At 41.5% G+C, this 26,176-nt stretch carries 18 protein-coding genes and 1 tRNA gene; 14 read left to right on the top strand and 5 right to left on the bottom strand.

Going from position 1 to position 26,176, the window contains the following annotated elements:
* Window positions 1-5: 5 nt before the first annotated feature.
* Window positions 6-1,157 carry a serine hydrolase domain-containing protein gene (locus AC57BQ_RS15050; protein WP_496407069.1) on the bottom strand — a complete coding sequence of 384 codons (1,152 nt, stop codon included), beginning with the start codon at window positions 1,155-1,157 and terminating at the stop codon, window positions 6-8.
* Between AC57BQ_RS15050 and AC57BQ_RS15045 the strand changes: the two genes are divergently transcribed.
* Both AC57BQ_RS15045 and AC57BQ_RS15040 read left to right on the top strand, forming a co-directional pair.
* Entirely contained in the window at window positions 1,156-1,863 is a 708-nt protein-coding gene (locus AC57BQ_RS15045) for a tRNA1(Val) (adenine(37)-N6)-methyltransferase (protein WP_496407068.1), read from the top strand. The genes AC57BQ_RS15050 and AC57BQ_RS15045 overlap by 2 nt on opposite strands.
* Before the next feature lie 420 nt (window positions 1,864-2,283).
* Window positions 2,284-2,778, top strand: a complete 495-nt coding sequence (locus AC57BQ_RS15040; RefSeq protein ID WP_496407067.1) for a metallophosphoesterase family protein — start codon at window positions 2,284-2,286, stop codon at window positions 2,776-2,778.
* A gap of 103 nt (window positions 2,779-2,881) precedes the next feature.
* Here the strand turns inward: AC57BQ_RS15040 and rnhA are convergent, their stop codons facing one another.
* Both rnhA and AC57BQ_RS15030 read right to left on the bottom strand, forming a co-directional pair.
* Window positions 2,882-3,352 carry a ribonuclease HI gene (rnhA, locus tag AC57BQ_RS15035; RefSeq protein WP_496407066.1) on the bottom strand — a complete coding sequence of 157 codons (471 nt, stop codon included), beginning with the start codon at window positions 3,350-3,352 and terminating at the stop codon, window positions 2,882-2,884.
* A 133-nt stretch (window positions 3,353-3,485) separates the two neighbouring features.
* Window positions 3,486-5,579 carry a heavy metal translocating P-type ATPase gene (locus AC57BQ_RS15030; protein WP_496407065.1) on the bottom strand — a complete coding sequence of 698 codons (2,094 nt, stop codon included), beginning with the start codon at window positions 5,577-5,579 and terminating at the stop codon, window positions 3,486-3,488.
* 116 nt (window positions 5,580-5,695) lie between these two features.
* Between AC57BQ_RS15030 and AC57BQ_RS15025 the strand changes: the two genes are divergently transcribed.
* The 5 genes from AC57BQ_RS15025 (at window position 5,696) to AC57BQ_RS15005 (ending at window position 8,327) form a co-directional block, all read left to right on the top strand.
* Window positions 5,696-5,772: transfer RNA gene (locus tag AC57BQ_RS15025), tRNA-His, on the top strand.
* 285 nt (window positions 5,773-6,057) lie between these two features.
* Window positions 6,058-6,666 carry a Crp/Fnr family transcriptional regulator gene (locus AC57BQ_RS15020; RefSeq protein WP_496407064.1) on the top strand — a complete coding sequence of 203 codons (609 nt, stop codon included), beginning with the start codon at window positions 6,058-6,060 and terminating at the stop codon, window positions 6,664-6,666.
* Between the two features lie 44 nt (window positions 6,667-6,710).
* Window positions 6,711-7,139: a tautomerase family protein gene (locus tag AC57BQ_RS15015; protein WP_496407063.1), complete on the top strand. Its 429-nt coding sequence runs from the start codon at window positions 6,711-6,713 to the stop codon at window positions 7,137-7,139.
* Window positions 7,140-7,159: 20 nt separating this feature from the next.
* Complete coding sequence (locus AC57BQ_RS15010) at window positions 7,160-7,693, top strand: nuclear transport factor 2 family protein (RefSeq protein ID WP_496407062.1); 534 nt, start codon at window positions 7,160-7,162, stop codon at window positions 7,691-7,693.
* 127 nt (window positions 7,694-7,820) lie between these two features.
* Complete coding sequence (locus AC57BQ_RS15005; protein ID WP_496407061.1) at window positions 7,821-8,327, top strand: cupin domain-containing protein; 507 nt, start codon at window positions 7,821-7,823, stop codon at window positions 8,325-8,327.
* Window positions 8,328-8,598: 271 nt separating this feature from the next.
* Here the strand turns inward: AC57BQ_RS15005 and AC57BQ_RS15000 are convergent, their stop codons facing one another.
* Window positions 8,599-8,835 (bottom strand): ester cyclase, encoded by a 237-nt coding sequence (locus tag AC57BQ_RS15000; protein WP_496407060.1) that lies wholly within the window; start codon window positions 8,833-8,835, stop codon window positions 8,599-8,601.
* A gap of 110 nt (window positions 8,836-8,945) precedes the next feature.
* Window positions 8,946-10,643: a cellulase family glycosylhydrolase gene (locus tag AC57BQ_RS14995; RefSeq protein ID WP_496407059.1), complete on the bottom strand. Its 1,698-nt coding sequence runs from the start codon at window positions 10,641-10,643 to the stop codon at window positions 8,946-8,948.
* 884 nt (window positions 10,644-11,527) lie between these two features.
* Here AC57BQ_RS14995 and AC57BQ_RS14990 point away from each other — a divergent pair.
* The 7 genes from AC57BQ_RS14990 to AC57BQ_RS14960 all read left to right on the top strand — a co-directional run bounded on the left by AC57BQ_RS14990 (window position 11,528) and on the right by AC57BQ_RS14960 (window position 26,035).
* Window positions 11,528-15,640, top strand: coding sequence for a hybrid sensor histidine kinase/response regulator (locus tag AC57BQ_RS14990; RefSeq protein WP_496407058.1), 4,113 nt, complete (start codon window positions 11,528-11,530; stop codon window positions 15,638-15,640).
* 601 nt (window positions 15,641-16,241) lie between these two features.
* Window positions 16,242-17,243, top strand: a complete 1,002-nt coding sequence (locus tag AC57BQ_RS14985; protein ID WP_496407057.1) for a TonB-dependent receptor plug domain-containing protein — start codon at window positions 16,242-16,244, stop codon at window positions 17,241-17,243.
* 6 nt (window positions 17,244-17,249) lie between these two features.
* Window positions 17,250-19,409: a SusC/RagA family TonB-linked outer membrane protein gene (locus AC57BQ_RS14980; RefSeq protein WP_496409478.1), complete on the top strand. Its 2,160-nt coding sequence runs from the start codon at window positions 17,250-17,252 to the stop codon at window positions 19,407-19,409.
* 31 nt (window positions 19,410-19,440) lie between these two features.
* Complete coding sequence (locus AC57BQ_RS14975; RefSeq protein WP_496407056.1) at window positions 19,441-21,030, top strand: RagB/SusD family nutrient uptake outer membrane protein; 1,590 nt, start codon at window positions 19,441-19,443, stop codon at window positions 21,028-21,030.
* Window positions 21,031-21,054: 24 nt separating this feature from the next.
* The gene (locus AC57BQ_RS14970; RefSeq protein WP_496407055.1) at window positions 21,055-22,566 is read left to right on the top strand and encodes a glycan-binding surface protein; all 1,512 of its coding nucleotides are present in this window, start codon (window positions 21,055-21,057) and stop codon (window positions 22,564-22,566) included.
* Between the two features lie 64 nt (window positions 22,567-22,630).
* The gene (locus tag AC57BQ_RS14965) at window positions 22,631-24,106 is read left to right on the top strand and encodes a cellulase family glycosylhydrolase (protein ID WP_496407054.1); all 1,476 of its coding nucleotides are present in this window, start codon (window positions 22,631-22,633) and stop codon (window positions 24,104-24,106) included.
* Between the two features lie 141 nt (window positions 24,107-24,247).
* Entirely contained in the window at window positions 24,248-26,035 is a 1,788-nt protein-coding gene (locus tag AC57BQ_RS14960) for a family 43 glycosylhydrolase (RefSeq protein ID WP_496407053.1), read from the top strand.
* Window positions 26,036-26,176 lie beyond the last annotated feature (141 nt).

The following is a 26,176-nucleotide window of genomic DNA, read 5'->3' as shown; positions in this document are numbered from 1 at the left end:
TTCGATTAAAATATCTTACTGCTTATTAATATATCTGCAATGGCATTTGCCTTTTCAGCAGCATTACCTGAACCTATATTCGATAGTACTACTATAGCTATTTTTTGATCCGGGAAACGGATAAGTTGCGAGCTTATACCAAAATCGCCACCATCCCAGGCCCAATAGGTTTTGCCCTTATAAGTACCCCTATATAAGCCAAATGCCTGGTTATCCCTGTTGTGTTTAAATTTTAAGGTCAGGTGCATCAGTTTGTAAAATTCTTCCCCGCCAAATTTTTTGGTGAAAAAGTTCTCGCTCCACGTCAGCAGGTCGTTTACTGTAGTTACAACGCCGCTGCCTCCGTAATGCGGTGAATTTCTGGGGTGTTGCATCCAGTCGCCCTCGTTCTTTACATGAATACCTTCTTTGCGGTAGGCATCTGCATAAACTTTATTACGGATATTATAAGGAGTTACCCGGTTTTTGATTACTTCGGTAACATCGTCATTAATTAAAGTACTGGACATGCCTAAGGGCTCAAACAATCGCTTTTTGCAAAATTCGCTAAAGGGTATACCGCTTACTTTTTCAATTATTTTGGTGAGCAGCATATAATTCACATTGCAATAGTCCCATTGATCACCGGGTTTAAATGCAAGTGTATCTTTACTCAACGAGGTTTTGATACAGTAGTCAATATCAAAATAATTGAACGTGATCCAGGAGTGGCCGTCGGGCCGGGGTAGCTTAAAATAATCAATTATTCCGCTGGTATTATATATCAGGTGCTTAATGCGGATAGTATCGCTGTATTTACCCAGAGCAGGCACAAATTTACTTACAGGGTCATCCAGGCTTAGTTTGCCATCCATAATAAGCAGGGCTATGCAGGCCGCGGTAAACTGCTTGGATACAGAAGCAATATCAAAAGAGGAGTTTGGTGTTATCGGGATAAGATAATCCAGATTGGCTGAACCATAACCCTGGGTATATAAAACTTTTGTTGCTTTAACAATACCAATGGCATAGCCGGGCGAGTTTTGTTTACTATATGCTTTAAAAAGATTATCAATGCTAACTTTGACTGTATTAGGAAGTGCGCCTTTAATGCTTTGAGCAAAACAGTTTATTGAAATTAATGATACTAAACTAATTGCTGTTATTTTCTTAAACATGATATTCAAATTTAAACAATTCAGCGTTGATCAGACAGGCTGCGCCATGAAAATCAATACGGATGGTGTTTTGTTGGGTGCCTTGGCCGGTATTGCCGAATATTCTACCATTTTAGATATAGGCACGGGCACCGGCGTAATTGCCCTGATGCTGGCCCAGCGCTTTGCTGATGCCCGGATCGATGCCGTAGAGATTGATGAAAGCGCGGCTATAACGGCCGAAAATAATTTTAAAGGCTCACCTTTTGCTGATCGACTTATGCTGTTTCCGGTTGGCTTTGCCGATTTTTTCTCTACTCATCGGGACAAAAAATATGATTTGATCGTATCCAATCCGCCGTTCTATATCAATTCGCTGCAATCGCCGGGCGTAAAGAAGAATTTAGCTAAACATGCAGGTGAGGGATTTTTTGAGGGATTGATAGAAGCAGTTGCAAACCATTTAACGGAGAATGGTACTTGCTGGTTGGTTTTACCGCTGGAGACGGCTGAGTTTGTTAAAACTTTGGCTGCGCGACATCAGCTCCATTTGCAGAAAATAATAAAGGTCTATTCTTTTACAGGTGATGAACCACACCGGGAAATACTGGCCTTTGGTTTTGGTAAAGCTCGACAGGAGGAGGAAAGGTTGGTGATTTATGATGAACCTAAAGTTTACAGTAAAGAATACCAGGCGATATTGAAGGAATTTTTGACGATATTTTAAATCAATATACTATCCCATCATGTCATTGCGAGGAGGAACGACGAAGCAATCCCCAATATGCAGATCGGGTATGCAAAGTTTGCTCTGTAAATTGGGGATTGCCGCACTGAGCAATGACATGTTTTTACATGGATACTATCTCCACTATCACCCGTCCCCAATCCACAAATGTTGGAATACCAAAATGCTATAAAACTGACCAATGTAAACTCACTAATTATGGTTTACACTGTAAACCCAAAAAACGACACAGATAATTATTATTTATCTGATTACCAATTAAATAAATCAATGTTAACCATGAAAAGTGTAAACCATGTAAACCCACTTTTTTAACTTTACTCAGGTTTTTTTGTGGGCAATGACAGATTTCTTAACTCCTGGTTCTTGACTCTTACCTCTTGTATCTATCTTTACAGCATGACCCGCATAGGCTTAATATCCGATACCCACAGTTACCTTGACGACGCTGTTTTTAAACACTTTGAAAATTGCGACGAGATCTGGCACGCCGGCGATTTCGGCACCCTGGAACTGGCTGATAAACTGGCCGCCTTTAAGCCATTAAAGGGCGTTTACGGCAATATCGACGGGAAGGATGTACGATTGGTATACCCGGAAAATCTGCGCTTTAATTGCGAAGGTGTTGATGTATGGATGACGCACATTGGTGGCTATCCGGGCAAATATAGCCCGGCGGTAAAAAAGGAGATCTACTTAAATCCGCCTAAGCTATTTATTTCAGGGCATTCGCATATTTTAAAAGTAATGCCCGATAAAGCAATTGGCTGCCTGCATCTTAACCCAGGCGCGGCAGGGCAGCAAGGCTGGCATAAGGTACGCACCCTGATGCGTTTTAATATCGATGGGGATAGAATCCAGGATTTGCAGGTTATAGAGCTGGCAGGGAGATGAGTTTTGGGTATCAAGTAATTAGTATCATGTATCAAGATACCTTACCTCTTCAAGGTTAAAGAAAGAAGTCGTGATACTTGATACTAATTACTTGATACTGATTTTATATCAAGCCCGCTTTCGCATTTTCTACTTCAAAAACCGAATCTATCAGCAGTGGCTTCTGTTTACCGGCCGCTACGGCCAATTCATCGCAACGTTCATTTTCGGGGTGACCGTTGTGACCGCGTACCCAGGTGAATTTGATCTGATGGTGTTTGCTGATGTCGAGATAACGTAACCAAAGGTCTTTGTTCTTTTTACCCGCGAAACCTTTTTGCAGCCAGCCATTCACCCAGCGTTTTTCGATAGCATCGATCACATATTTAGAGTCGGAGAAGATCATCACCTGCTGATTGGGCGTTTTTAATGCTTCCAGACCTTTTATTACAGCCAGTAATTCCATGCGATTATTGGTGGTTTTTCGAAAGCCTTCGGAAAGCTCCTTATAATGCTTACCCGAACGCAAAATTACCCCATAACCTCCCGGACCCGGATTCCCGCTTGATGCACCGTCTGTAAATATTTCGATCATTTAAATTAGTTCATGGTTGATGGTTCATAGATCATAGTTAACATATGCACCATTGTAAATGCCAAAAATAACAAACTTTACCCTAAGTGACAGAAAACAAAACACATCAAAGGTGACTATGAACCATGAACTATTAACTATCAACCTTTTTAATTTTCAACCTCAGTGAGTTCCCAATTACTATAACATCAGAAAAGGCCATAGTAAATGCGCCGATCATCGGGTTTAGAAAACCTAAAGCAGCAAGGGGAATGGCGATGATATTGTAGGCAAATGCCCAGAACAGGTTTTGTTTAATGGTGAGCAGGGTATGCTTGCTGATCTGCAAAAATTTAATAACCGAATGTAGATCGGTATTTAACAGCACCACACTGGCCGATTGTATGGCTACCTGACTGGCATCGTTCATGGATACACCAACATCGGCCTTGGTTAAAGCGGGAGCGTCGTTTATACCATCGCCTATCATGATGGTTTTGCCCTTTTGCTTGTACATGTCAATCACTTTCAACTTTTCGTCAGGCAATTTTTCGGCATGTACTTCTTTTATACCAATAGCGGCGGCTACCTTTAAACAAATATCTTTTTTGTCTCCGCTTAGCAGCACTGGTTTAATACCCATTTTCTTGAGCTGGGTTATCAGGGAGGCAGTTTCGGGTTTTATTTCATCATCAATGGCTATTTGTGCCAGTAACTGTTGGTTTTTATAGAGCGAGAGATTAAAATGATCGTCCTTATTCAATTTAGCGGTACCCAGGAAATAGTTATTGCCTTCTACATCTTCGGCGCGCATACCCAGTCCTTTTTCTTCTTTGGCTACTTTGAGTATCACCTTTTGTTTGGGCAGGCCTTTTAGTCCGTTAACCAATGAGCGGGCAATCGGGTGGTTTGACCGCTCTTCAATAGCGATGATGATACCACGGATCAAGTCGATATCAATACCAGGTTCAGCTTTGATCTCATTAATACTGAACTTACCGGTTGTTAAAGTGCCTGTTTTGTCGAATACCACATATTTGGTATGGGCCACGGCTTCAATAGTGTCGCCACCTTTAATCAAAATACCGCTCTTAGCTGCACGACCCAGACCAACCATCACGGCGGTAGGAGTGGCCAAACCCATGGCGCAGGGGCACGATATAACCAGTACGGCTATAGCATTCAGCAAGGAGTGTTGCAAGCCGGCATGGCCAATGTAAAAAGTAAGTATAAAAGTAAGCAGGGAAATACCCAATACAGCAGGTACAAATATAGAAGCAACCTTATCACCCAGTTTTTGAATGGGAGGTTTGGCTGCCTGGGCTTTTTTCATCAGTTCGATGATCTGCGACAGGATGGTGTTGGAGCCAACTTTGGTGGCTAGCATGTGTATATTGCCATTAAGCAATATAGTACCGCCTATCACCCGGTCGTATTTTTCTTTTTCGACAGGTAAACTTTCGCCGGTAAGCATGGCCTCATCAACAGAGGCGCTGCCAGATAGTATCTCGCCATCAACGGGTATCTTATCGCCCTGATTTACTAATAAGGTATCGCCGGGACGTACTTCTTTGGCGCTGATCACCTCTATACCACCGTTAACAACACGATTGGCGTTTACCTGCTGAAATTTGATCAGGTCTTTTACTGCTGATGTTGTTTGAGTTACGGAACGTTTCTCGAATACATTGCCTAATAATACCAGAGTAATAATGGTAGCACAGGTTTCATAAAATTGGTATTGTGAGCCTAGATGCTGCAGTGTTCCTGTAAGACTATATATAAATGCTGATGTTGAGCCTATAAATATGAGCACATCCATATTGGGTACACCGCCTTTAACCGAACTCCACGCACTTTTACCAAAATGTAGGCAGCCTACCATAAATACCGGCAGGCATAACAATAATTGTACGATGGGCTGATGTAAAAACTGCCATGGCAGCAACATGCTGAGCAGGAGTGGGGCAGTAAACAGGGCACAGAAGATAAATTTGTTCTCTACTTTATCATAAAATGAAGGTTGGTGTTGAGAAATATCGTCGATCACTCTAAAACCTAAGTTTTCTATTCCTTTTTTTATTTCGGGTAGTTGGGTACTGTCGCTGGTTGAAAATTTTACCTCTTCACTGGCAAAGTCAACCAGTATATTATGTAAGCCCTTTTTTTCGAGTAGTTTATGCACAGATAAGGCGCAATTATTACAATGCATCCCTGTCACATTCAGTTCAATTAATTGCTCAGCCATAAATACAAATTTAGTGATTAATTAAAATCGTTCTAAATTAAACAGGTAAGCCGAATGTAATTTTAAAAAGAGTTTGCAAATAGCCGTAAGATTTCTATTTTTGCACTCTCCAAACGGTAGATGTAGCTCAGTTGGTTAGAGCATCGGTTTGTGGTACCGAGGGTCGTGGGTTCGAGCCCCATCATTTACCCCATTTCTAAAAAGCCTTTTTACAGTAGTAAAAGGGCTTTTTTTATGCCCTCAGGGCAGATTTTCGATAAAAAATAATGTTCGTCAGTTGAAAGCTGATGCGTTGTGTTTAACAAAAACTGCCCAACTTGACGAAAATGTTTTACAATGGATTTCGTCAGTATGGCTACGATCAAGGAAGTGGTACTCAAACATCACGCTTGTTCCAGTGCACTTCTTAACGATTCCGTATCAACACAGAAAAGTAACAATTTGTTATTTATCTTTAATATATGTTATAATTGCCCGTATGAATACAGAAAGTCTTTTGGCAGAAGAACGCACTGCATTGGATAGCGTGCTTCTGGGAGTTGTGGGGCTTGACGAGCGCCATGTTGCCGAATTCAGGCAGGTGATGCTTCGTAAGCCATTAACCAAAAAAGAATTCCTGATCACCGAGGGCAATACCTGCAATTTCATCGCCATTGTGGTTTCCGGGGTTATGCGCTCATTTATACGCGCAGGTCAAACGGATGAATTTAATAATGATTTTTATTTTGAGCACGATTTTGTGAGCGCATATACCAGTTTCTTAACATCCAGACCTACCAATTGTAATATTCAGGCCCTGACTGATGCAAGTATAGTTTACATCACCTTGGAACAATATCAGTCCATGATTTCACGGGATAATGAATGGCTTAAACTGGGTAAATACATAGCGGAAACATTTTTTATCAGGAAGTGTAAACGGGAAACCTCATTTTTGAAAAATACCGCTGCTCAAAGGCTGGAAAGTGTTTTGCAATTGTACCCGGGAATCGAACAGCGCGTTTCACAATACCATATTGCTTCTTATTTGGGTGTAAAGCCGGAATCCCTGAGCCGGATTAAACTCTTAACATACATCAATAAATAAGGCCAATTTTAAACGGAAATTTGTACTTCATTAAATATTGAAGTATGCCATTAATCGAATTAAAAGTAAGCGGTCAGGAAAACCCCGCTTTAGCGCAACAACTCGCCATCGAGATCAGCCGTCTTACAAAGGAAGTTCTAAAGAAAAACCCCGAGGTTACCGTAGTCACTGTATCATTCGTCCCGGATCACCTTTGGTTCGTTAATTCAGTATCCCTGGAGGAATTAAAAACAAAAAGTTTCCATCTTAATATTAAAATATCGGATTCTACCAACCTTAAGGTTGATAAGGCTGATTATATAGAGGCTGTTCATAAATCCCTAACCGCTCTTCTTGGAAGTATCCATCCGGTCAGTTATACTGCCATTCAGGAAACGAAAGCAGATGCTTATGGTTACGAAGGGTCAACGATAGAATATAAATACATTAATAATCAAAGGAAAAATGATAGCATCCCTGCCCGGGTTGTTTGAAATCATTATCACTATTACCAATGAAAACTATTAAACTGCTGTCCATTATATTTTTGATGATCATCCAGCACTCTTATGCGCAGCAAAAAAAAGCTAACAAGGAAGAAATAATTAAGGTGATCAACAATTACAGCAAATACGTCATTGAAAAGGACTCAGCTGCATTTTATAGTTTGTTCAATGATGGCCCGGTAACCTGGTGTGCGGCCCTTAAAGAAAGATCACAAGCCAAAGAATTGGAAATTAAAGGGATCAAAGCTGCGCGCAGGAATTACTTTTCCGGAAGTTACCAGGCTTTTATGCGGTCTCTATTCAGGTATCAGTCAACCGAAGATAAGTTTGATCATATCCGGATCATTGAAGATGGAACTATAGCATCGGTCAGTATGGATTACAGCTTTTGGGCAGATAACAAAATGACCAATTGGGGTGGTAAATATCTTACGTTAATCAAAAGAGAGGGAAAATGGAAGATAACCAGCGTTATCTATTCCTTAGAACTTACAGATTATTTTGATCAGCCCCCGCTAAAAGAACGACAAAAGGGTGATTGATCTGGCATCAAGTTATTGCATTATTAAATCAACAAAACAATAGCAGATGCCGTAGAGTTATTCTTACGTTAACAGACTCATTTTCTGAAGAATAAAAACCTGTCAAACGCAAATAAACTATATCAATATGGAAAACTCAAAACCGGCACCAATAACCGTCGGCCCTAAAGGCGGAGAAATATTATCAATCGTAGGCGATAACTATCGGATACTTGTCTCCGGCAAGCAAACCAATGGTGCATTTGCTACTATTGATATGCTGATCCCTCCTCAAAGTGGCCCCGGGCCTCACTCGCACGCTGATTTCTATGAAACCTTTTATGTTGTCAACGGTGAGGTGGAAGTTCATTCTGAAGCTGGGTCTTACACAGCAACCAAAGGCTCCTATGTAGTAATTCCCAAAGGCGGTGTAGTACATTACTTTAAAAATGTAAGTGAACAGCTGGCACATTTGCTTTGTACTGTTGTCCCGGCCGGGTTGGAAGAATTTTTCGAAGAAATAGGTGAACCGGTCGCGGCCGGTGAATTTCTTCCACCGCCGCCAATGACACCGGATGCTGTAAAAAAGCTACAGGCAATTGCGCAAAAGCATGGGCAAATAGTTTATCCGCCGCATTTTTTGGATAAGAAGTAAAGATTGGATGCTATTAAGATTCGGGCGGATCGGACTATTTTTCGGGCTTGACGCGCTATTTTAAATTTGGCATCCCGCCGACCTTTGAATATCATTTAGCAATAAAAAGATATTCAAACATTAAAAATAATTCAATGGCACTACCCGAAGAAGTAAAAAAAACAATTGCCGATGCTGAAGCACATGGCTTTGATAAGTTAAACCTTTAGGATGCACATATTCCACTGTACAGTTAAACAGCCATGGCACGCGTGTGCTAGCAATGGGGGCATTAATTCATAGACGGCATTGCTCCTATTTGTTGTAACAAATTTAGCAAATCAGGCTGGCCAAATTCTTCAATGATTTGATCATTATGAAATCTATAGAAATTTACCGCTTTTACTTCAATAGCTCTGAATGTAGCTGGCACACCCAAGAACGTTCCACTGCGGGTTTTTCGATAAAAATACAACGGATAAAGCAGCGTTTTTGTACGAAATTCGGCTATCTGCCCAACACAAATCATTCAAGCCATCAATACCTAACAAAAAATCTCTAACACCTCATTTAAAACAGAGGCATTAGAGATTTCTAGCAATTTGGTGAAATAACTTAATTGGTTGCTTTATATTTATCTTATATTTTCACAAATCCCCATTGCTGATTACGGCCTCCGGAGTAGGTCCATTGTTCAAGTGCACCGCCATTATTGAGCGAAGAAGCTGCAACATCCAAAACTATTCCGCTGTTTGCATTGATAATTTTATAATATCCGTTGTCGGTTATCTGAATCGACCATTTTTGGTTTGTCCCACCGTTGTAATCCCATAAATCTACCTGCCCACCATTACCGGTGCCAAAGCCATACATTTCCAAACATTTTCCGGTGGCATGCATAGGGGTTAACCGGTAGTAACCGCCTCCGGCATCTTCAATTTTAAATTGCTGGTTTGCGCCGGCTAAATATTCCCACTGACCGGCCGGCGTTTGATTTGCGGTACCCCAGCCAGCAATTTCCAGGGCTTTAAAGCTGTTCCTGTTATAAATCTGGTAAACTTGCCCAACCTGGATGGTTGATGATGTACCGTTTTGCGCGCCTTGTGCCACCGCGGCTAAACCTTGCTGGTCGGCAACTCCGTTGGTTTGCCTGTTAATAAGCCTGAATGCATTATTCCCTGTCGATCCATCATCAAAATAAAATGGACGCAAGCCATATTTCAAAGCCTGGTGTGTGATGTAATTAATATAATACGCCCTGCCGGCCTGGTGCAGCGTTAATGCATCTCCCGAAAGCGTTTGGAACCTGCGGATAGCGCCATATTCTCCCAATATTACCGGGATCCCCTTATCAATGAACTTTGTCTTCATAAGCGGAAACTCCGCGGGGGCATCCGACTCATCGCCCGAGGTGGCATTTCGTGAAGCATCGGTTGTAGAGTGGTATCCATTGCCCCAATAATAGGCCATATTGCCCCAGCTTACATCGGCGGTTAAACCGGCAAAATTAAAGGGAGTGTAATAGTGCACTTCAACCATCAGGCGGTTGGCGGCCGGATCTGTGGGAAGGGTATTCATTAAAGTATTTGAGTAGTCGATATTTGTAGATGGACCCTGGATAAGCAGCACGCGGTAACTGTTGTGCCCACCTGTTGATCTTACCGCATTAACAAATGTTTGATGATAAGAAAGCAGCACCCCCATCCCTGTCGCATCTGATACAGCGGGTTCATTGGCGCTTGCAAAAATAACATGTTCGTCAAAGCCACGCATTTGAGTAGCGATTTGCTCCCAAAAAGCCTTTTGTTTGGCATTAACTGCTGCCTGTGCGCTGGTAGTACAATTGTTCTCCAACCACCCGCCATCCCAGTGTATATTTAATATTACGTACAAATCATCGTTAACGCAGTACTGAACAACCTGCTTAACCCTATCAAGCCAGGTTTGCTGAATTTGGGCCGTGGTCTGATTAGCATACTGGTCCCAGCTGCAGGGGATACGGACGGCGGTGAAACCGCTTCTTTTAACCTGATCAATAAGCGCTTGAGTCACCGTAGGGTTGCCCCAGGCAGTTTCGCCGCCTGTTGCCTCCAATGTGTTACCGATGTTCCAACCTAACTGGAACTTTGCAGCAAGCTGAGTTGCCGTACTGGAAACGCCGCTTTGATCGGGTGGTAGTGGTGAAATGTTATAACTCGGATAACTGGTGGCGGTCAGCTTTTTGGTGATCGTTTTAACAAGCGGTTTAACGTCCGGAGAAGCGATTTGTTGCTTCGTGCATCTTGTCAATGCCGGGATAGCAAGAATGCATAAAAAATAACTTAAAGTTTTCTTCATAAAAAAATTGGTTAGGTTGGCGATTTTTAAATCTGCCGCTATTAATAAATTGGTTAATTGCGTATGAAAGTGTCAGGCAGCGAGGCTGAACGAGGATATATTTGTCATTGCCTTTGCGGCTTATATAGCTATTGGCACAGGCAATTGTGTTGATAATTGCCTTTAACCAACGGGGTATTAAAAAAATTAATAATAAGGCAGTTGCCATTCCGCATAAGGCGGAGTTTAACATTAGTATCATTTTTCGATAGGATAAAACGGGCCTGAACCGGTTTATTTGTTTAATTGGCTAATTCTTGTTTTTCGATGCAGAAGGACAATTAATGAACTCAATGCAATTAAGTCAACATAATACAGCGGTTGGAACAACGGGCATGTTTTAGTTAGCAATAGTTGAATTGGTACCAGGTTTATTAATTGAGTAGTAAAACTACAGAAGCGATAATTTAATGATGGGAGATAAAAGTTAGAAAATAGGGTGCTAAATGTTAATTTGTCACAAAAACATGGAATCTATAAGGTTTTATATAAACAGCCACCTTATTTGAAATAAATTGATAAAAATGGTGTCGGAAATAAATGTTAATCATTTCAAAAACTGTGACTAAGGGCGTGTCGCTGCTTTTTTTAACCGGATGATCCGGATAGCCTCCTAAACGACAACCTGTAAGAAGCTTTATTTTACTGTATGTTCAGGCATGGCCCGTATCATAGCATCGGCAACTCGTTTGCTTCAGAGGCCGGTTATTTATCTTCTGGTGATTAGATAAGGAATTGCCACTTTTATCTCGTTAATTACGAATTTATCTTACTTTTATGCTATCTAGGTGTACCGGCTTGCCAAGGGCCAGGCTCCTGATTTCGAAGATCTCAACTAAATTTTAATGCGTGTAAAACTTTATATTGTCGTTTCAGTGTTGTTTTTTGCTTACACGAACAATTTTGCGCAAAAGAGCCAGTACCAATTTTCACGACTCAATATAAGCAACGGGTTATCTCACAACAAGATTAATTGCATATTTAAAGATCCCAAAGGCTTCATGTGGTTCGGCACGGCTTCGGGCCTTAACCGTTATGACGGTTATACTTTTAAAGTATTTAAGCACGATGTAAATAATAAAAACTCCGTTAATGATGATTACATAACTAATATTTTTGAAGGGCCTGACAAAAAATTATGGGTAATAACCCCGGCTGGATATTCCCTTTATGACCCCGAAACGGAGCAGTTTAACAATGACGTATCGTCGGTGCTCTATGCTTGCAAACTTCCAGGGTATCCGTTCGTTTCCAAGATACTTCACAACGGGAAAGGCGACTTCTGGTTTTTGTGTTCCGGTTCAGGCCTTTACAGGTTTAATGAACTGAAAAGAGCTGCCATGCGTTATTATCATCACCATAATTCCAACCTATCATTATATTCAAGTTCTGTTACAGACATGGTGCAGGACGCAAGCGGCAATTTATGGCTAGCATATGACGACGGCGTAGTAGAGCTATTTGATGTAAAACATAATGCAATTACGTACCATACCGATATTTTTAAAAAAGCTGCCAATATCAGGGGTAGAGACTACTCGATAACTATCGATAGCGAAGGCGATCTCTGGGTGTTTAACCCCAATATGGATTCCGGCATCTATTATTACAGCCGCCGTACGGGACGGTTTCGGTACATCACAAAAGAATCGTCAGAAACACCGCTTACATCGAATAACATCACTAACATTATTCAGGCCGACGACGGTCTTATGTGGATCTCCACTGATCATGGCGGCATAAACTTATTGGATAAAAAAAGTGGAAAAATTACTTATCTACTGAACAGGGAAGATGACTCAAAATCGTTAGGACAGAACACTGTTGCGCTTTACAAAGACAACAAAGGCATTATGTGGGCTCGTACGCTTAGAGAGGGGGTAAGTTATTATCATAAAAATATTATCAAGTTCCCGCTGTACAGGCACTTCGCCTCAGATCCCCGGAGTCTTAGTTTTGAAGATGTTAATCAATTCGCTGAGGATAAAAACGGTAACTTATGGATTGGAACCAATGGAGGCGGTTTAAGTTATTTTGATCGCAAAACAGGCAAGTTTACCCAGTATAAACACGATCCGGGAAACCCTAATAGCCTCAGCAGTGATATTATTGTAAGCTTATGTATCGACCATGATCAGCAACTATGGATAGGTACCTATTTTGGCGGGTTGGATCATTTTGACGGAAGAAAATTTATTCACTACAAACATAATGGCAAGGTGCCCACAAGCATTGCTGATGACCGGGTGTGGAATATCCTGGAAGATTCATCAAACCGGTTATGGATAGGTACTTTTGCGGCAGGTTTGCAAATATTTGACAGAGACAAAAAAATATTTTCGCCTCCCTTTAAGCAAACGGATATCAGGTCGCTATATATATCCGCACTCTTTGAGGACACCAAAGGTAATCTCTGGGTAGGAGGATATTTGGGGATAGATAAAATATTAAAAAATGGACGTCGCGTTCTACATTATAGTAAAAAGAAAAGCGACCCTAACGGTTTGGTCAATGATGACATCCATAATATCACGCAGGACAGCCGCGGCCTGATGTGGATAGCAACAAGAGACGGACTGAGCATATTTAACTCTGAAACAAATCGTTTTATCTCGCTGACTAAAAAGGATGGGTTGCCCGACAACCAGGTTTTGAATGTATTGGAAGATAACAGGGGGGCAATGTGGCTAAGTACATCAAAAGGGCTGGGCCGGATAACATTGACACCAAGCAATGGCACCTATAAGTTTCAATTTGAAAGCTTTGATGAAACAGATGGCCTGCAGGGCAGAGAGTTCACTGTAAATGCAGCTTTAAAAACCAGTAAAGGGGAATTGGTATTTGGAGGCTCGCACGGCTTCAATATTTTCGACCCACAGAGTATACATCCGAATATAGATGAGCCTAAATTAATTTTCACCGATTTTCAGCTATTCAACAAAAGTATAGCAGCCAATGAAGAAGTTGACGGCCATGTCGTATTATCTAAAGCAATTTCGGCCACACAGGAAATAACGCTGAACCACAGCGAAAATGTGTTTACCATTGAATTTGCCGCCTTAAATTTCTTTAACCCCAATAAAATAACGCATCAGTATATGATGGAAGGTTTTGATAAAGGGTGGCTTACTGCAAATAATGCTACCCGGAAAGCTACCTATACTAACCTTGACGGAGGCGATTATACTTTTAAGGTACGGGCTATTGGCCAGGAGGGAAAATGGAAACCCAGCTATATAAAATTAAAAATTAAGGTATTGCCCCCGTTCTGGAAATCGCCAATAGCCTATGTTATTTATGTATTTTCCATACTTGGGATCTTGTATTACATCCGCAAACAAGGCATTAAAAAAATAGAAACGCGGTTTGAGATCGCGCGCGTGCGAAAGGAAGCACAGGATAAGCACGAGCTGGATATAATGAAAATAGATTTTTTTACCAATGTTAGTCACGAATTCAGAACGCCTATCGCTCTGATTATGGCGCCAGTCGAAAAGTTATTAAAACAGGCTGACGATAATTATAGCCGGCGAAAGCTTCAATTGATCCACGAAAATTCTAAGCGGCTGCTTAATATGATTAATCAGCTATTGGATTTTAGTAAAATGACCGTAAAAAAACTTCAGCTTGACCTGCGTGAAGCTGATATCATTAAAATTATTACAGAAGCAAGCGATTTATTTACCGATCTGGCGGATAAAAAACATATCAGTTTTTCCTTTAAGTGTGATACTGATTCGGGATTTGCTTTTTTTGATCAGGATAAAATTGAAAGAATACTTTTTAACCTGCTTTCAAATGCATTTAAATTTACCCCTGACTTTGGTAATGTAGCAGTTGAAGTACGGTTGTTGGAATCCAATAGCATGGAAATGACCTTGCTCGAAATTAAGGTAATAGATTCGGGTGTCGGCATTCCCGCAGACAAAAAGGATAAAATTTTTGAACGTTTTTTTCAGAATGACATGCCAGCTTCGTTAATTAACCAGGGAAGTGGTATTGGCTTGTCAATTACTAAAGAGTTTGTTGATTTGATGGGTGGCGCCATTTCTGTTGAAAGTGAACATGGGAAAGGGAGTTGTTTTATTGTGCGGCTGCCATTAAAGATATCCCAGAAAAATAATTTTACCGGTATTGAGAATACCCTCAAAGAAGTGGAAGCTCCTAAACCCGACAGGCCAGGTCAGGAAAAACGCAATAAAAATATTATCATTTTAATTGTGGAGGATAACCCCGATTTCAGGGCCTATCTGAAAGATGATCTCAGGCATTTATATACTATTGCCGAAGCCGTAAATGGTAAAGAGGGCTGGCAAAAAGCGTTGGCTTTACATCCCGATCTGATCATAAGCGATATTAACATGGCCGAAATTGATGGTATTAATTTTTGTAAAAAAATCCGTAGCGATAAACGCACCGAACATATACCATTTATATTAATTACCGCTTTTACCGGCGACGAAAAGGAACTGACAGGTTTGGAGACGGGGGCGAACGACTACCTTTCCAAGCCTTTTAATTTTGAAATATTACGTTTTAAGGTTCATAATTTGCTAAAGAATCAACAGGTAGTAAAAGAAACATATCGAAGGCAAATTGAAGCGAAACCGGGCGATCTGGAGATCGAAACTCCCGATACGAAATTTATGAAAAAGTTGTTGACGGTCATTGAAGAGAATATTCCAAATGCTGGCTTTTCAGTTGAATTGCTAAGCAATAAGATGAATATGAGCCGCGCAACATTATATAATAAAGTATTTAATCTTTCTGGTAAAACTCCGGTTGAGTTTATCAGGTCGGTAAGGTTAAAAAGAGCAGTTCAACTCCTGCTCACAAAACAATTCACAATAGCCGAAACTGCCTATGAGGTAGGTTTCAATGATGCGAAATATTTTTCTAAAGTATTTAAAGAAGAATTTTTGATGACACCTTCCGAGTACCTGGACAGTATAGATTGATCCTCTTACGTCAATCGCATCAAATCAAATAGTTTATAGTCCTGGAAAAAACGCCTTTTGCAAAGGGCCAGTATAATCATTTTTTTCTCCTATTAATTACGTTAATTGTCTTATTATCAATAATTTGACTTTTGATGAGATTGACATTTTTCATACCAATCACCCACATTAGTACACTCGTCGATCTGCGCATACAGGGTATATTGCCCCAATATAATAAGACCCAACTTATTATATGTAAACCCTGATTTATAAACCAATTATTAAGATTATGCCTAAAAAACGCCATTTACACGTTTATCTTTTTTTTGATTTTTTCACGCTGTAGAAATCTTTTTATTGGAGAGTTTCCCGCTTTTAGGATACTCTCAATATAAAGCCTTTTTGCTATGAGCGGATAATCGGCCCCCTGGCCTTCAGGCGGTACACCTGATTGATACATGAAATAATACTGAACCTAAATTTCACACCCGTATAGATCACCTATTAGATTATGAAGAAAAAATGAGATTAAAAACCAATTAAACACTAACCAAACCAATGAACCAATTATCAAACCTTAAAATCCTTTTAAAAGATGGATAAAAATTTACAAAGAAGAATGAAATACCAGATTTCATTGTTTATCACGGGCATGTTTCTTTATTTTTCTGCCCATGCACAAACCGTAAATATTACGGGCAAAATAATAAGCTCCGACGATGGTGCGCCAATACCCGGAGCAAGCATTAAAATTAAAGGGACGGGCCTCGGGTCTATATCCAGTATTGACGGTAGTTATTCCATAGCGGCCGAACCCGGCAAGGTGCTGGTTTTTAATTTTTTAGGCTATTCGCCACAGGAAATAACTGTTAAGCAAGCTGGCGCAATTAATGTCACCCTCAAATCAACATCCAGCAACTTAGACGAGGTTGTTGTTGTTGGCTTTGCTAAGCGGGCAAGAAAAGATCTTACAGGGGCAATAAGTTCCATATCGGGTAAAGAATTGAACAAAACCCAACCCACCACGTTTGACCAGGCCCTGCAGGGTAAAGTTGCAGGTGTAGTGGTCCAGCAGGTATCGGGCCAGCCCGGTGGCGGCGTATCTATCCAGATACGTGGCGTGTCTTCAATAAGCGGCTCAAATTCGCCATTGTACGTCATAGATGGTATTATTATTCCACCAGTGGGTGATCCCGGGAGTGGTTCTAATCCATTAAATGCCATCAATCCTTCCGAAATTGAATCAATAGATGTATTGAAAGATGCTTCAGCAACAGCCATATATGGTTCGCAGGCAACCAATGGCGTAGTTGTTATCACTACAAAAAGGGGTAAGGCCGGAGCGCCGCAGATAACTTATGATTTCTATGCCGGTTACCAGGAAATACTAAAGCGGATGCCTACAGTGAATTTGCAGCAGTTTGCTACTATCATTAATGCCCGGGGTATTGTCTGGGGCTTTGATACCAGGCCCCAATTTGCCAACCCTCAATACCTGGGCCCCGGTACCGACTGGCAAAAAGAATTATTCCGGAAGGCTCCGCAGATGAATCACACACTTACAATAAGCGGCGGAGATGCCAGAACCCAATATTTATTATCAACCTCGTATTTTGACTAGGACGGGATAGCCATTGGATCTAATTTTAAAAGATACTCGTTAAGGCTGAATTTAGATAACAAAACCACTAATTGGCTAAAAATAGGTACCAGCCTTCAGTTGGCGCATGTTGATGAAAGTGTAAATTCAACCTCAGGTAATGTAATTGCCACCGCGCTAAGCATTAGCCCTGATGTTCTGGTAAAAAACCCTGATGGTTCCTATGGCGGTGTTACAGACCCCGCCGGTTGGGTAGCACCCATTGCCAACCCGGTGGCATTAGCCCAAATTGTAAAAGACCAGAGAAAGAACAATCAAATATTCGGCAATCTGTACTCCGAAATACAGTTTACCAGAGATATAAACCTGCGAAGTGAACTATCCGGTAATTTCGAATTTAATACGGAAAATAGGTATTCACCAACTTATAGTTTTGGCAAAGGTAGTGTCAGCCGTAATAACGGTTCCTCAAATGCCGGCCAAAATTTTTATATAGCAATACGCAATTTTTTAACTTATAACCATAATTTCAAAAAACTTCATGTTGATGCCTTAGCGGGGCATGAATCGCAGGAGGGAACTTTTGAATATCTTTACGGTGCGCGAAGGAATTTTGCTTCAGACAATGTGCAAGCCCTTAATGGCGGGGATGCCAGCACGGCCACAAACTCGGGCGATAATTCACAATCAACCCCCAATGGCGGCAATGCACAGGAATCCTGGTTCGGCCGTCTCAATTTTTCCTGGGATGACAGGTACCTGCTCACCGGGAATATACGGAATGATGGTTCTTCAAAATTCTCCCCCAATAATCGTTGGGTTACTACCTATTCGGGTGGGTTTGCCTGGAAAATTAATAACGAGGCTTTTTTAAAAGGCGTAAAATCTATAAATGAATTGAAGCTGAGGCTTGGTTATGGGCTTACTAACAATCAAGGTATAGACGGCAATAGTTTTGTAACCCAACTTACATCGGTGCCTAACAGCCTGTCGGGTACAGCGCAGTTTCAAAGCAATCTGGCAAATCCGGATGTGAAGTGGGAAAAAACTGATTATTACAATGCCGGGATTGACGGATCGTTTTGGAATGGGCGGTTAGGTTTTTCAGTAGACGTTTACGACCGCGAAACACACGGCCTTTTATTACGGGTGCCGCTTCCGGAATACTCTGGTACCGTAGATGGTTGGGGGCCGGGGGCTATGAAATCGCCTTTTGCCAATGTCGGCTCACTAAGTAACAAAGGGGTTGATTTCCAAATCAATTCTACCAATATTGTTTCTAAAAATTTCAGTTGGAAATCTACTTTTACCATATCGCGGAACATTAATAAAGTGACCAGTTTAGGTGCAGGTGGAGACATGGCCAACTTAAGCCAAAAATCGTATACAATTAATGATATAATCGAAAAAACAGTAGTAGGCCAGCCCATTGGCGAATTTTATGGCTATATATTTGACGGGATATTTTCAAAGCCAAGTGATTTTCTAACACATGCCCGGCCTACCGACGCTAATGGTAACCCTTATCCAATTTCTTCGGCAGGTGGGGGGATCTGGTACGGCGACCGTATGTTCAAGGATTTGAACGGCGACGGTGTTATCGACTCAAAAGATCAAACCTTTTTGGGCTCCCCCATCCCCAAATTCCAGTATGGTATCAATAATACATTTAACTACAAAAATTTTGACCTGAATATTTTCTTCAGCGGCAGTTATGGCAACAAGGTATTCAATCAAATAGCCATACAGGAAACCGATCCGAGAGGTCAGGCCACTTTTTTCACATCGATGTTAAATTATGCGAAATTGGCTCTGGTAGATCCCAAAGGCTCTGCAACCGATGTTAACAATGTATATGTTACCAACCCCAATACAACGGTTGTAGGACTGAGAAATGATAATACCAATACCAATAACCGACCTAATAGTTTAATGATTGAGGATGGTTCATTCCTGCGATGCAAAAATATCACCTTAGGTTATCGGATACCAGAAAGCCTTTTATCCAAAATATCTGTGCGGTCTGTTAGGGTATATGCCAATGTATCCAACTTATTTATAATTACAAAATATAAAGGCATGGATCCTGAGATAGGTTCGTGGAACCCGCTTCAGGCAGGTTGGGACAACGGTTATTACCCGCAGCCAAGAGTATTCACTTTAGGTGCAAACATAACCTTGAAATAATAAAACGATTATCGATTTAAAATATTTGTTTATGAAATCAATTCACAAAATTATCACCATCCTGCTATGTGTTGCCGCAATAGCCGGATGTAAAAAGAGTTTTTTGGACCGTCCGTCCAACTCGCAGATCAGTGCTAATACTTTTTACAAAACCACTTCCGAATTACGGCTGGCTACGGCAAGCCTGTACGCCGGTTCAGAGTGGTTTCAATGGAACACGCAGGGCTACATACCACTTGGCGACGTATTGGCCGGTTCCGCCAGCTTTCCGTATAATGGCGATTTGGTACAGCTTTTTACACGCACTATTACCGCCCAAAATGGCCTAGTAACAAATGGTTGGGTTGGGTTGTACAATGTTATAGCGCAATGTAATACCGTTATCAGTGCCATACAGCAACAGGCATCTTCGTCAATTTCGGCAACAGACAAAAATGCTGCCATAGCTGAGGCAAAATTTATTCGTGCCGTTGCTTATTATCACCTGGCGGTGTATTGGGGGGCTGTGCCCATTGTTGAAGATAACAGTAAACTGATAAAAGATCCGCTGCTCCCTCGTAATATTGTTTCGGATGTGTATAAATTTGTTACTAAAGACCTGACTTACGCAGCGCAATATCTTCCCAAAACAGATGAAAAAGGCCGGGTAACTACCTGGTCGGCGCAGGGAATGCTGGGCAAAGTATATTTAACGATGGCAGGTTTAGGCAAAAGTGGCAGCCGCGACCAGGCCTTGTTGGACAGTGCCAAAAAATATGCGGGCAATGTGTGTAAAAATAGTGGGCTAAATTTGTTTCCCAGCTATTATGATCTTTTCAAGGTGCAAAACAACGATAGCCCTGAATCATTGTTCGCGCTCCAGTGGGCCGGAGGTGTGGGTTATGGTATTGGCAATGCCCTGCAACAATATTTTGCGCCAGATGGTAAAGTTACTCCTCAACAACAAGGTGGATGGGAGGGCATAGCGCCAAGCTATGATTTATACCAGATGTATTCGGCTAAGGATACGGTAAGGCGTAAAGCCACTATTGTGCTTACCGGAGATTTTTATCCCGAATTGAATCAAGCCGGTGGTGGTTATACGGCAAAAAATACAGGCCTGAAAAAACACATTGTTGGCACCGAAAAAGATAACAACTTGCCAACAATGGATTCTTGGTCATCTCCCGAACATAATGCAATTCTTAGATTGGCCGATGTGTATTTGGTATATGCCGAAGCTATTTTGGGTAACGATGGTACTACAAGCAATGGTGATGCTCTAAAGTATTTCAATGCTGTGCGGGCAAGGGCCGGCGTGGATATTGTGACTGCAATAACCCCGACTTTACTACGCACGGAAAGAAGGGTTGAACTTGCTTTTGAAGGACAATATTGGATAGACCTGGTTCGGTATTCTTATTATGATCCAACTAATGCTGTGAAGTTTCTTAATGATCAGGATCTTAATCACGGTCGGATTTCGTTTACTTATGATCCTAAAACGAAGATAGCCAGAAGGGATACTATTGCTCCGCCAGTTACGCTTCCGGCAACTATCGCCTCATTTACGTTGCCAATTCCGTCATCTGAGTTAACCACTGACCCTAAATTGGCGCAGCCGCCGGTACCCTATTATTAATTAAAATATTAAAAATATATTGTTATGAAAAAGAAATCATACTTAAGCTTGTATTTTTTGTCACTTCTCTTTATGATAGTGGCCTTACTGCCAGCTTGTAAAAAGAATGCAGATGTCGGCAGCAGTGCTCCTCCGGTTATTACGTCTATTAAAAGTTATGTAGCCTCACCAAATGACACGGTTTTACATAGCGCCGTGGCAATGGGCCAATGGATAGTAATAACCGGGCAAAATTTGAAAAATGCAACACAAATTTATTTTGACGGAGTTTCCGCCCCTTTTAATGGTGCTTTATTTGCCCCCGGCAGTGCTGTTGTGCAAATACCTAACATACAGTATGCAAAAATTGATACTGCCAAACTGTATACAGTGAAATATGTTACAACAGCCGGATCAACAACGTTTTCTTTTAAATTAGGCCCGGCGGCACCTGCTGTTTGGACAATTTCCAATATATATGCCAACCCGGGTGATTCTGTTTTTGTTTATGGTGCAAATCTGTTTTTTGTTCGAAGCTTTTCATATAGGGGTACAGCAATCCCCTCGTTTAAATTAGACACTAACGGGACTTCTATTGGATTTTTGATGCCGACTGCAACGACCAATGATCGGGTATTGGTAACCACCAAAATCGGTTCGGTGAATTTTAAACTAATTGCGACCCCGGTCATAGCAGGTATTTCCAATGAAAATGCCAACCCGGGCGATTCGGTTTATATTTATGGTAGCTATCTTAAAAATATTCAAAAGCTAACTTTTGCCGGCACGCCAGTTACTTCTTATAGTTCATCAAAAGATGGGAGTTATGTTGGGTTCGTTTTGCCAACGCTAACGCAAAGCGGGCCGGTATCTGTTACTTCAGAGTTTGGCACGGGTACTACCGTGTACAATGTGCACGATCTTGTGCATGGTATAATTGCCAATATAGAAAATGATAAGTGGGGTATGATAGGCTGGGATGGGGGAACCCAAAGTACTGGCAACCCTGCTAATGCTCAATCGTGGCTGCCATATAATCCTGATTTTCCCGGAAATACTTCAAACTTTGCTGTGCTAAAAACCAATATTTTGCAGCCGGGAGAAGGCTATGGTAATGGTTGGCCGCCTGATTATCAACTTGCCTTTGATAAGGAGCAATGGATACCACAAGCTAATTTGGGCGATTCTATTCAGAACTATGCATTAAAATTTGAAATAAGTATTCCGAAAGCATGGAATGGAGGTGCACTTAATATTGATGTTAACGGTAATGACACATTTATTTATCGTTGGGAACCATGGAAAAAATCCGGGACTGCTACGGTAGCATATACTACAAAAGGTTGGATGACGCTGACGGTTCCTTTTACGGAGTTCCGTAAAACAGATCTTGATCTGGGCGCTGGCAAAGGTGTTGCAATGACAAAATTTTCAGATATACTGGATAGTACAGGAAATGGTACGTGCTTTATATGGTTACATAACTATGGCGGTTTCAATACAGCAACCGGCTTTTATGGCGCTGTTGATAACTTGAGAGTTGTAAAAATTAAATAAGCTAAAGCCCCGCGGCAGCATATCGCCGTGGGGCTTTTTAACTAATTAAAAAATGAAGAAAAAAATGAAAATTAGGTATTCTTTTAAAATATTGATATCTCTTATTACAGTTATATCTTTACTCTCCTGTAAAAAAACGAATAATCCTGACCCGCAATTAACAGTTAATGCATCCACCATAGCTTTTACGGCAGATGGAAGTACCCAGGACATATCCGTTACATCTAATGCAGACTGGAGTATCAGCAATCCTGTTTATTCGTGGTTGCAATTAAACACAACATCAGGCAAAAGTGGCAGCACTGTTATTCATTTAACAACATTATCGCAAAATGCTACAGGGGCAAGCCGCTCTGGTGTTTTATACATTGATTGTTCCAACGGCCAGGCAAGAAGGGTGACGGTTACCCAGGCCCCCACCTTATACCCGGGTTATAATACATTTCCCATAGCGCCAGACATGACTGGAATGACCAGTACTGCCGTGCAACTGGCAGCAAAGATGGGTACGGGAATGGGAATAAATTTTGGCAATACCATGGAGTCCCCAAACGAAGGTGAGTGGGTGAATAGTAAAATCACCGAATCGTATGTGAAATATATAAAAAGTTTAGGCTTCAATGCTGTACGGCTCCCCTGTAACTGGGTTTGGAGTCATTTGAGCGATCGGAGCAAGGCAAAAATTGACCCTGCATGGCTTGCGCGGGTGAAGGAAGTGGTTGGATATTGTGTGGCTAATGATGTGTATGTGATACTGAATGCTCACGGGGATAATGGCTGGCTGGAAAATAATGTTAATGCGTTAAAGAAAGATTCCGTTAATGCGATGCAAAAGGCCATTTGGGAGCAGATTGCTACAACCATGCGTGATTTTGATGAGCACCTTATATTTGCCGGCGCGAATGAACCTGCGGCTGATAATGCCGAGCAGATGGCCATACTCAATGGTTACCACCAGACATTTATTAATGCAGTTCGCTCTACCGGAGGCAGGAACAGTTACCGGGTGCTGGTTGTGCAGGGGCCTCACACTGACCCTAATAAAACTAATGACTTGATGAATACGCTTCCAACAGACAAGATCCCCAACAAGTTGATGGTGGAGGTGCACGACTACACGCCTGCTACTTTTACGATACTAACGGATGGAGATGTAAGTTGGGGCAACATGGTTTACTATTGGGGGGCTGGGTATCATTCTACTATTGAGCCGGAGCGCAACGCCACCTATGGAGAAGAGGATGCGATCACTTCCGAATTACAAAAGGTGAAACAGAAGTTTGTTGATAAAGGTATCCCTGTGGTGCTGGGTGAATATGCAGTCTGGAGGAGGACTGCCGCCACCAACAGCAAGTATCTTCCTAAGGATCTGGATATGCACAACAAGTCTGTGGATTACTGGGCAACTTTTGCGACCAAAACGGCCAAAGCGAATGGTATTCTGCCATTCTGGTGGGAGATAGGTTTTATGTTAGACAGGGCTAATAATGTGATAAAGGACCAGCGTATGTATGATGCCATTAAATTAGGATATAAGTAAAAAGTAATGCTGGATTAAAGCTTTTTCTGGAATAGCGGTACTGTGAACAGATTAGACAGTACCGCTTTCTGCTTGACGTATGTGATTGGTATTGATTGTGAAAAGATAAATTAAAATAACAAAAATGAACAATATAATAATATGAAAAAGGGTTACGGTATATTTTTAGGCTTACTATTGTTGGTCCCATTGCTTTCTTTTTCCTGTAAGAAGAAAGGGATTGAGCCTCAATTCACTGTTTCTTCTGTGCAAATTGTTTTTGAGTCGGAAGGAAGTAATTCTGATGTTTCTATCACTACAAATGTTAATTGGACAGCGACAGCCAACGTCTCATCTCCATGGTTCACCATAAGTCAGTCATCGGGAGGCCCGGGAAATGTTACGCTTAAATTAATTGCGAACGCTAACAACACGGGGGCTGGCCGCGAGGCGATAGTGACTATCACAGCTTCGAATGGTGATGCCAGGCAAATTCAAGTTTCACAGCCAGATAATCAAGATCTGGAAGCAAAATTCGCAAAAGTTTCGCCGAAACTTCTCACCAATAATGGGAATCCTTTATTAGATTTTATGTTTACGGCCGACCCAACAGCTATAGTATACAATGGAAGAGTTTATGTGTATGCCACGAATGATAATCAACAGTTTGAGAAGGTAGGAAAGGATGGGAAAAATAGTGCCGAGTCTATCCGTTCACTGGTCATGATGTCTTCCGCTGATATGGTTAACTGGACTTATCATGGCCTCATAAATACAGCAAAGCTGGCTCCATGGACCGCTTCGTCCTGGGCGCCTTCCATTGAATCCAGACTGGAAGCAGATGGTAAGACGCACTTCTATTTGTATTACTCCAATAACGCTTTTGGCTCAGCCGTGCTTACTTCCACCTCTCCCGTTGGCCCCTGGAAAGACCCATTAGGAAAGAACATCGTCGACCGCTCTGTCCCCGGTGTGGATGTCGATGTTCCATTCGATCCAGGAGTTGTGATTGACGGCCAAGGTACAGGCTGGCTGGTTTTTGGAGCCGGAACGCCTAAAACAAAATATATGCCGGATAATTCCAGAATCGTCAAATTAGGAGCAGATATGATCAGCTTGGCCGGCAATATTTCTAAGATACCCGCTCCTTATTTTAATGAGGCCAGCGATCTTAACTTTATCAATGGAACCTGGGTTTATAGCTATTGTACGAGTTGGGATGAACGCACGGTATGGCCTTATAGCAATATTGCTAAACCAACCGCATGCAACATATCTTATATGACGAGTAAAACACCCTTAAATCCGGATAGTTGGCAGTATCGCGATAATTACTTTAGGAATCCTGGCGACAACGTGGGTGATAACGTGGGTCCTTTTACAAACAATCACTCTCACTTATTTAAGTTTAATCAGAAATATTATTTTGCTTACCATGCCATGTATTTACAGGATTATTTTAACACTGCGGGTGGTTTTCGTAATGTGGGTATCGAAGAAGCACCAGTGGATGAAGGCAATGGCGTGAATATCCCCAAGGTCAACGCAACTTTTAAAGGTCCGTCACAAACTAACCTATTAAATCCATTCGTTGTTCAGCAAGCAGAAACCACTGCAGGAACTTCGGGTCACGTCCAGTTCGATACTACTGGTAATGTGGGTAATATGGTTGCCAAAGGACAAATAGATAAACAATGTCTCATGGTCCGGGGAGCCGATTTTAGCAATCAGATTCCCGCCAAATTCGAAGCCAGGGTGAAAGGAACAGGTAAAATTGATGTTTATGTAAATAATCTTAAAGGCCCGGCTCTTGTTTCCCTTACATGTGATGAGAAGGAATGGACTACGCTCTCAAAGAAAATAGAACTGAACATAGCTAAAGGAGTAGGGAATATCTATTTTGTATTTAAAGGAGAGGGTTTTTTGTTTGATGAATGGAAATTTTATTAAGTCCGTTGCCGGTTTATTGGTGCTATTTATAAGTCGATGTTCGATCAAAATGGGCTGTTACCGTTGATTCGGTGAAACCGTTAAGCCTTTCTTTTGGGAACCAGGTAAGGTGCTTGATCTGGGTATGATGGATGCCATTAA

The sequence above is a fragment of the Mucilaginibacter sp. BGA-UO-ETr-C110 genome, from assembly GCF_059567985.1.
Note: the sequence above shows the minus strand (reverse complement) of the source record. Positions and strands in the feature narration are given on the sequence as shown.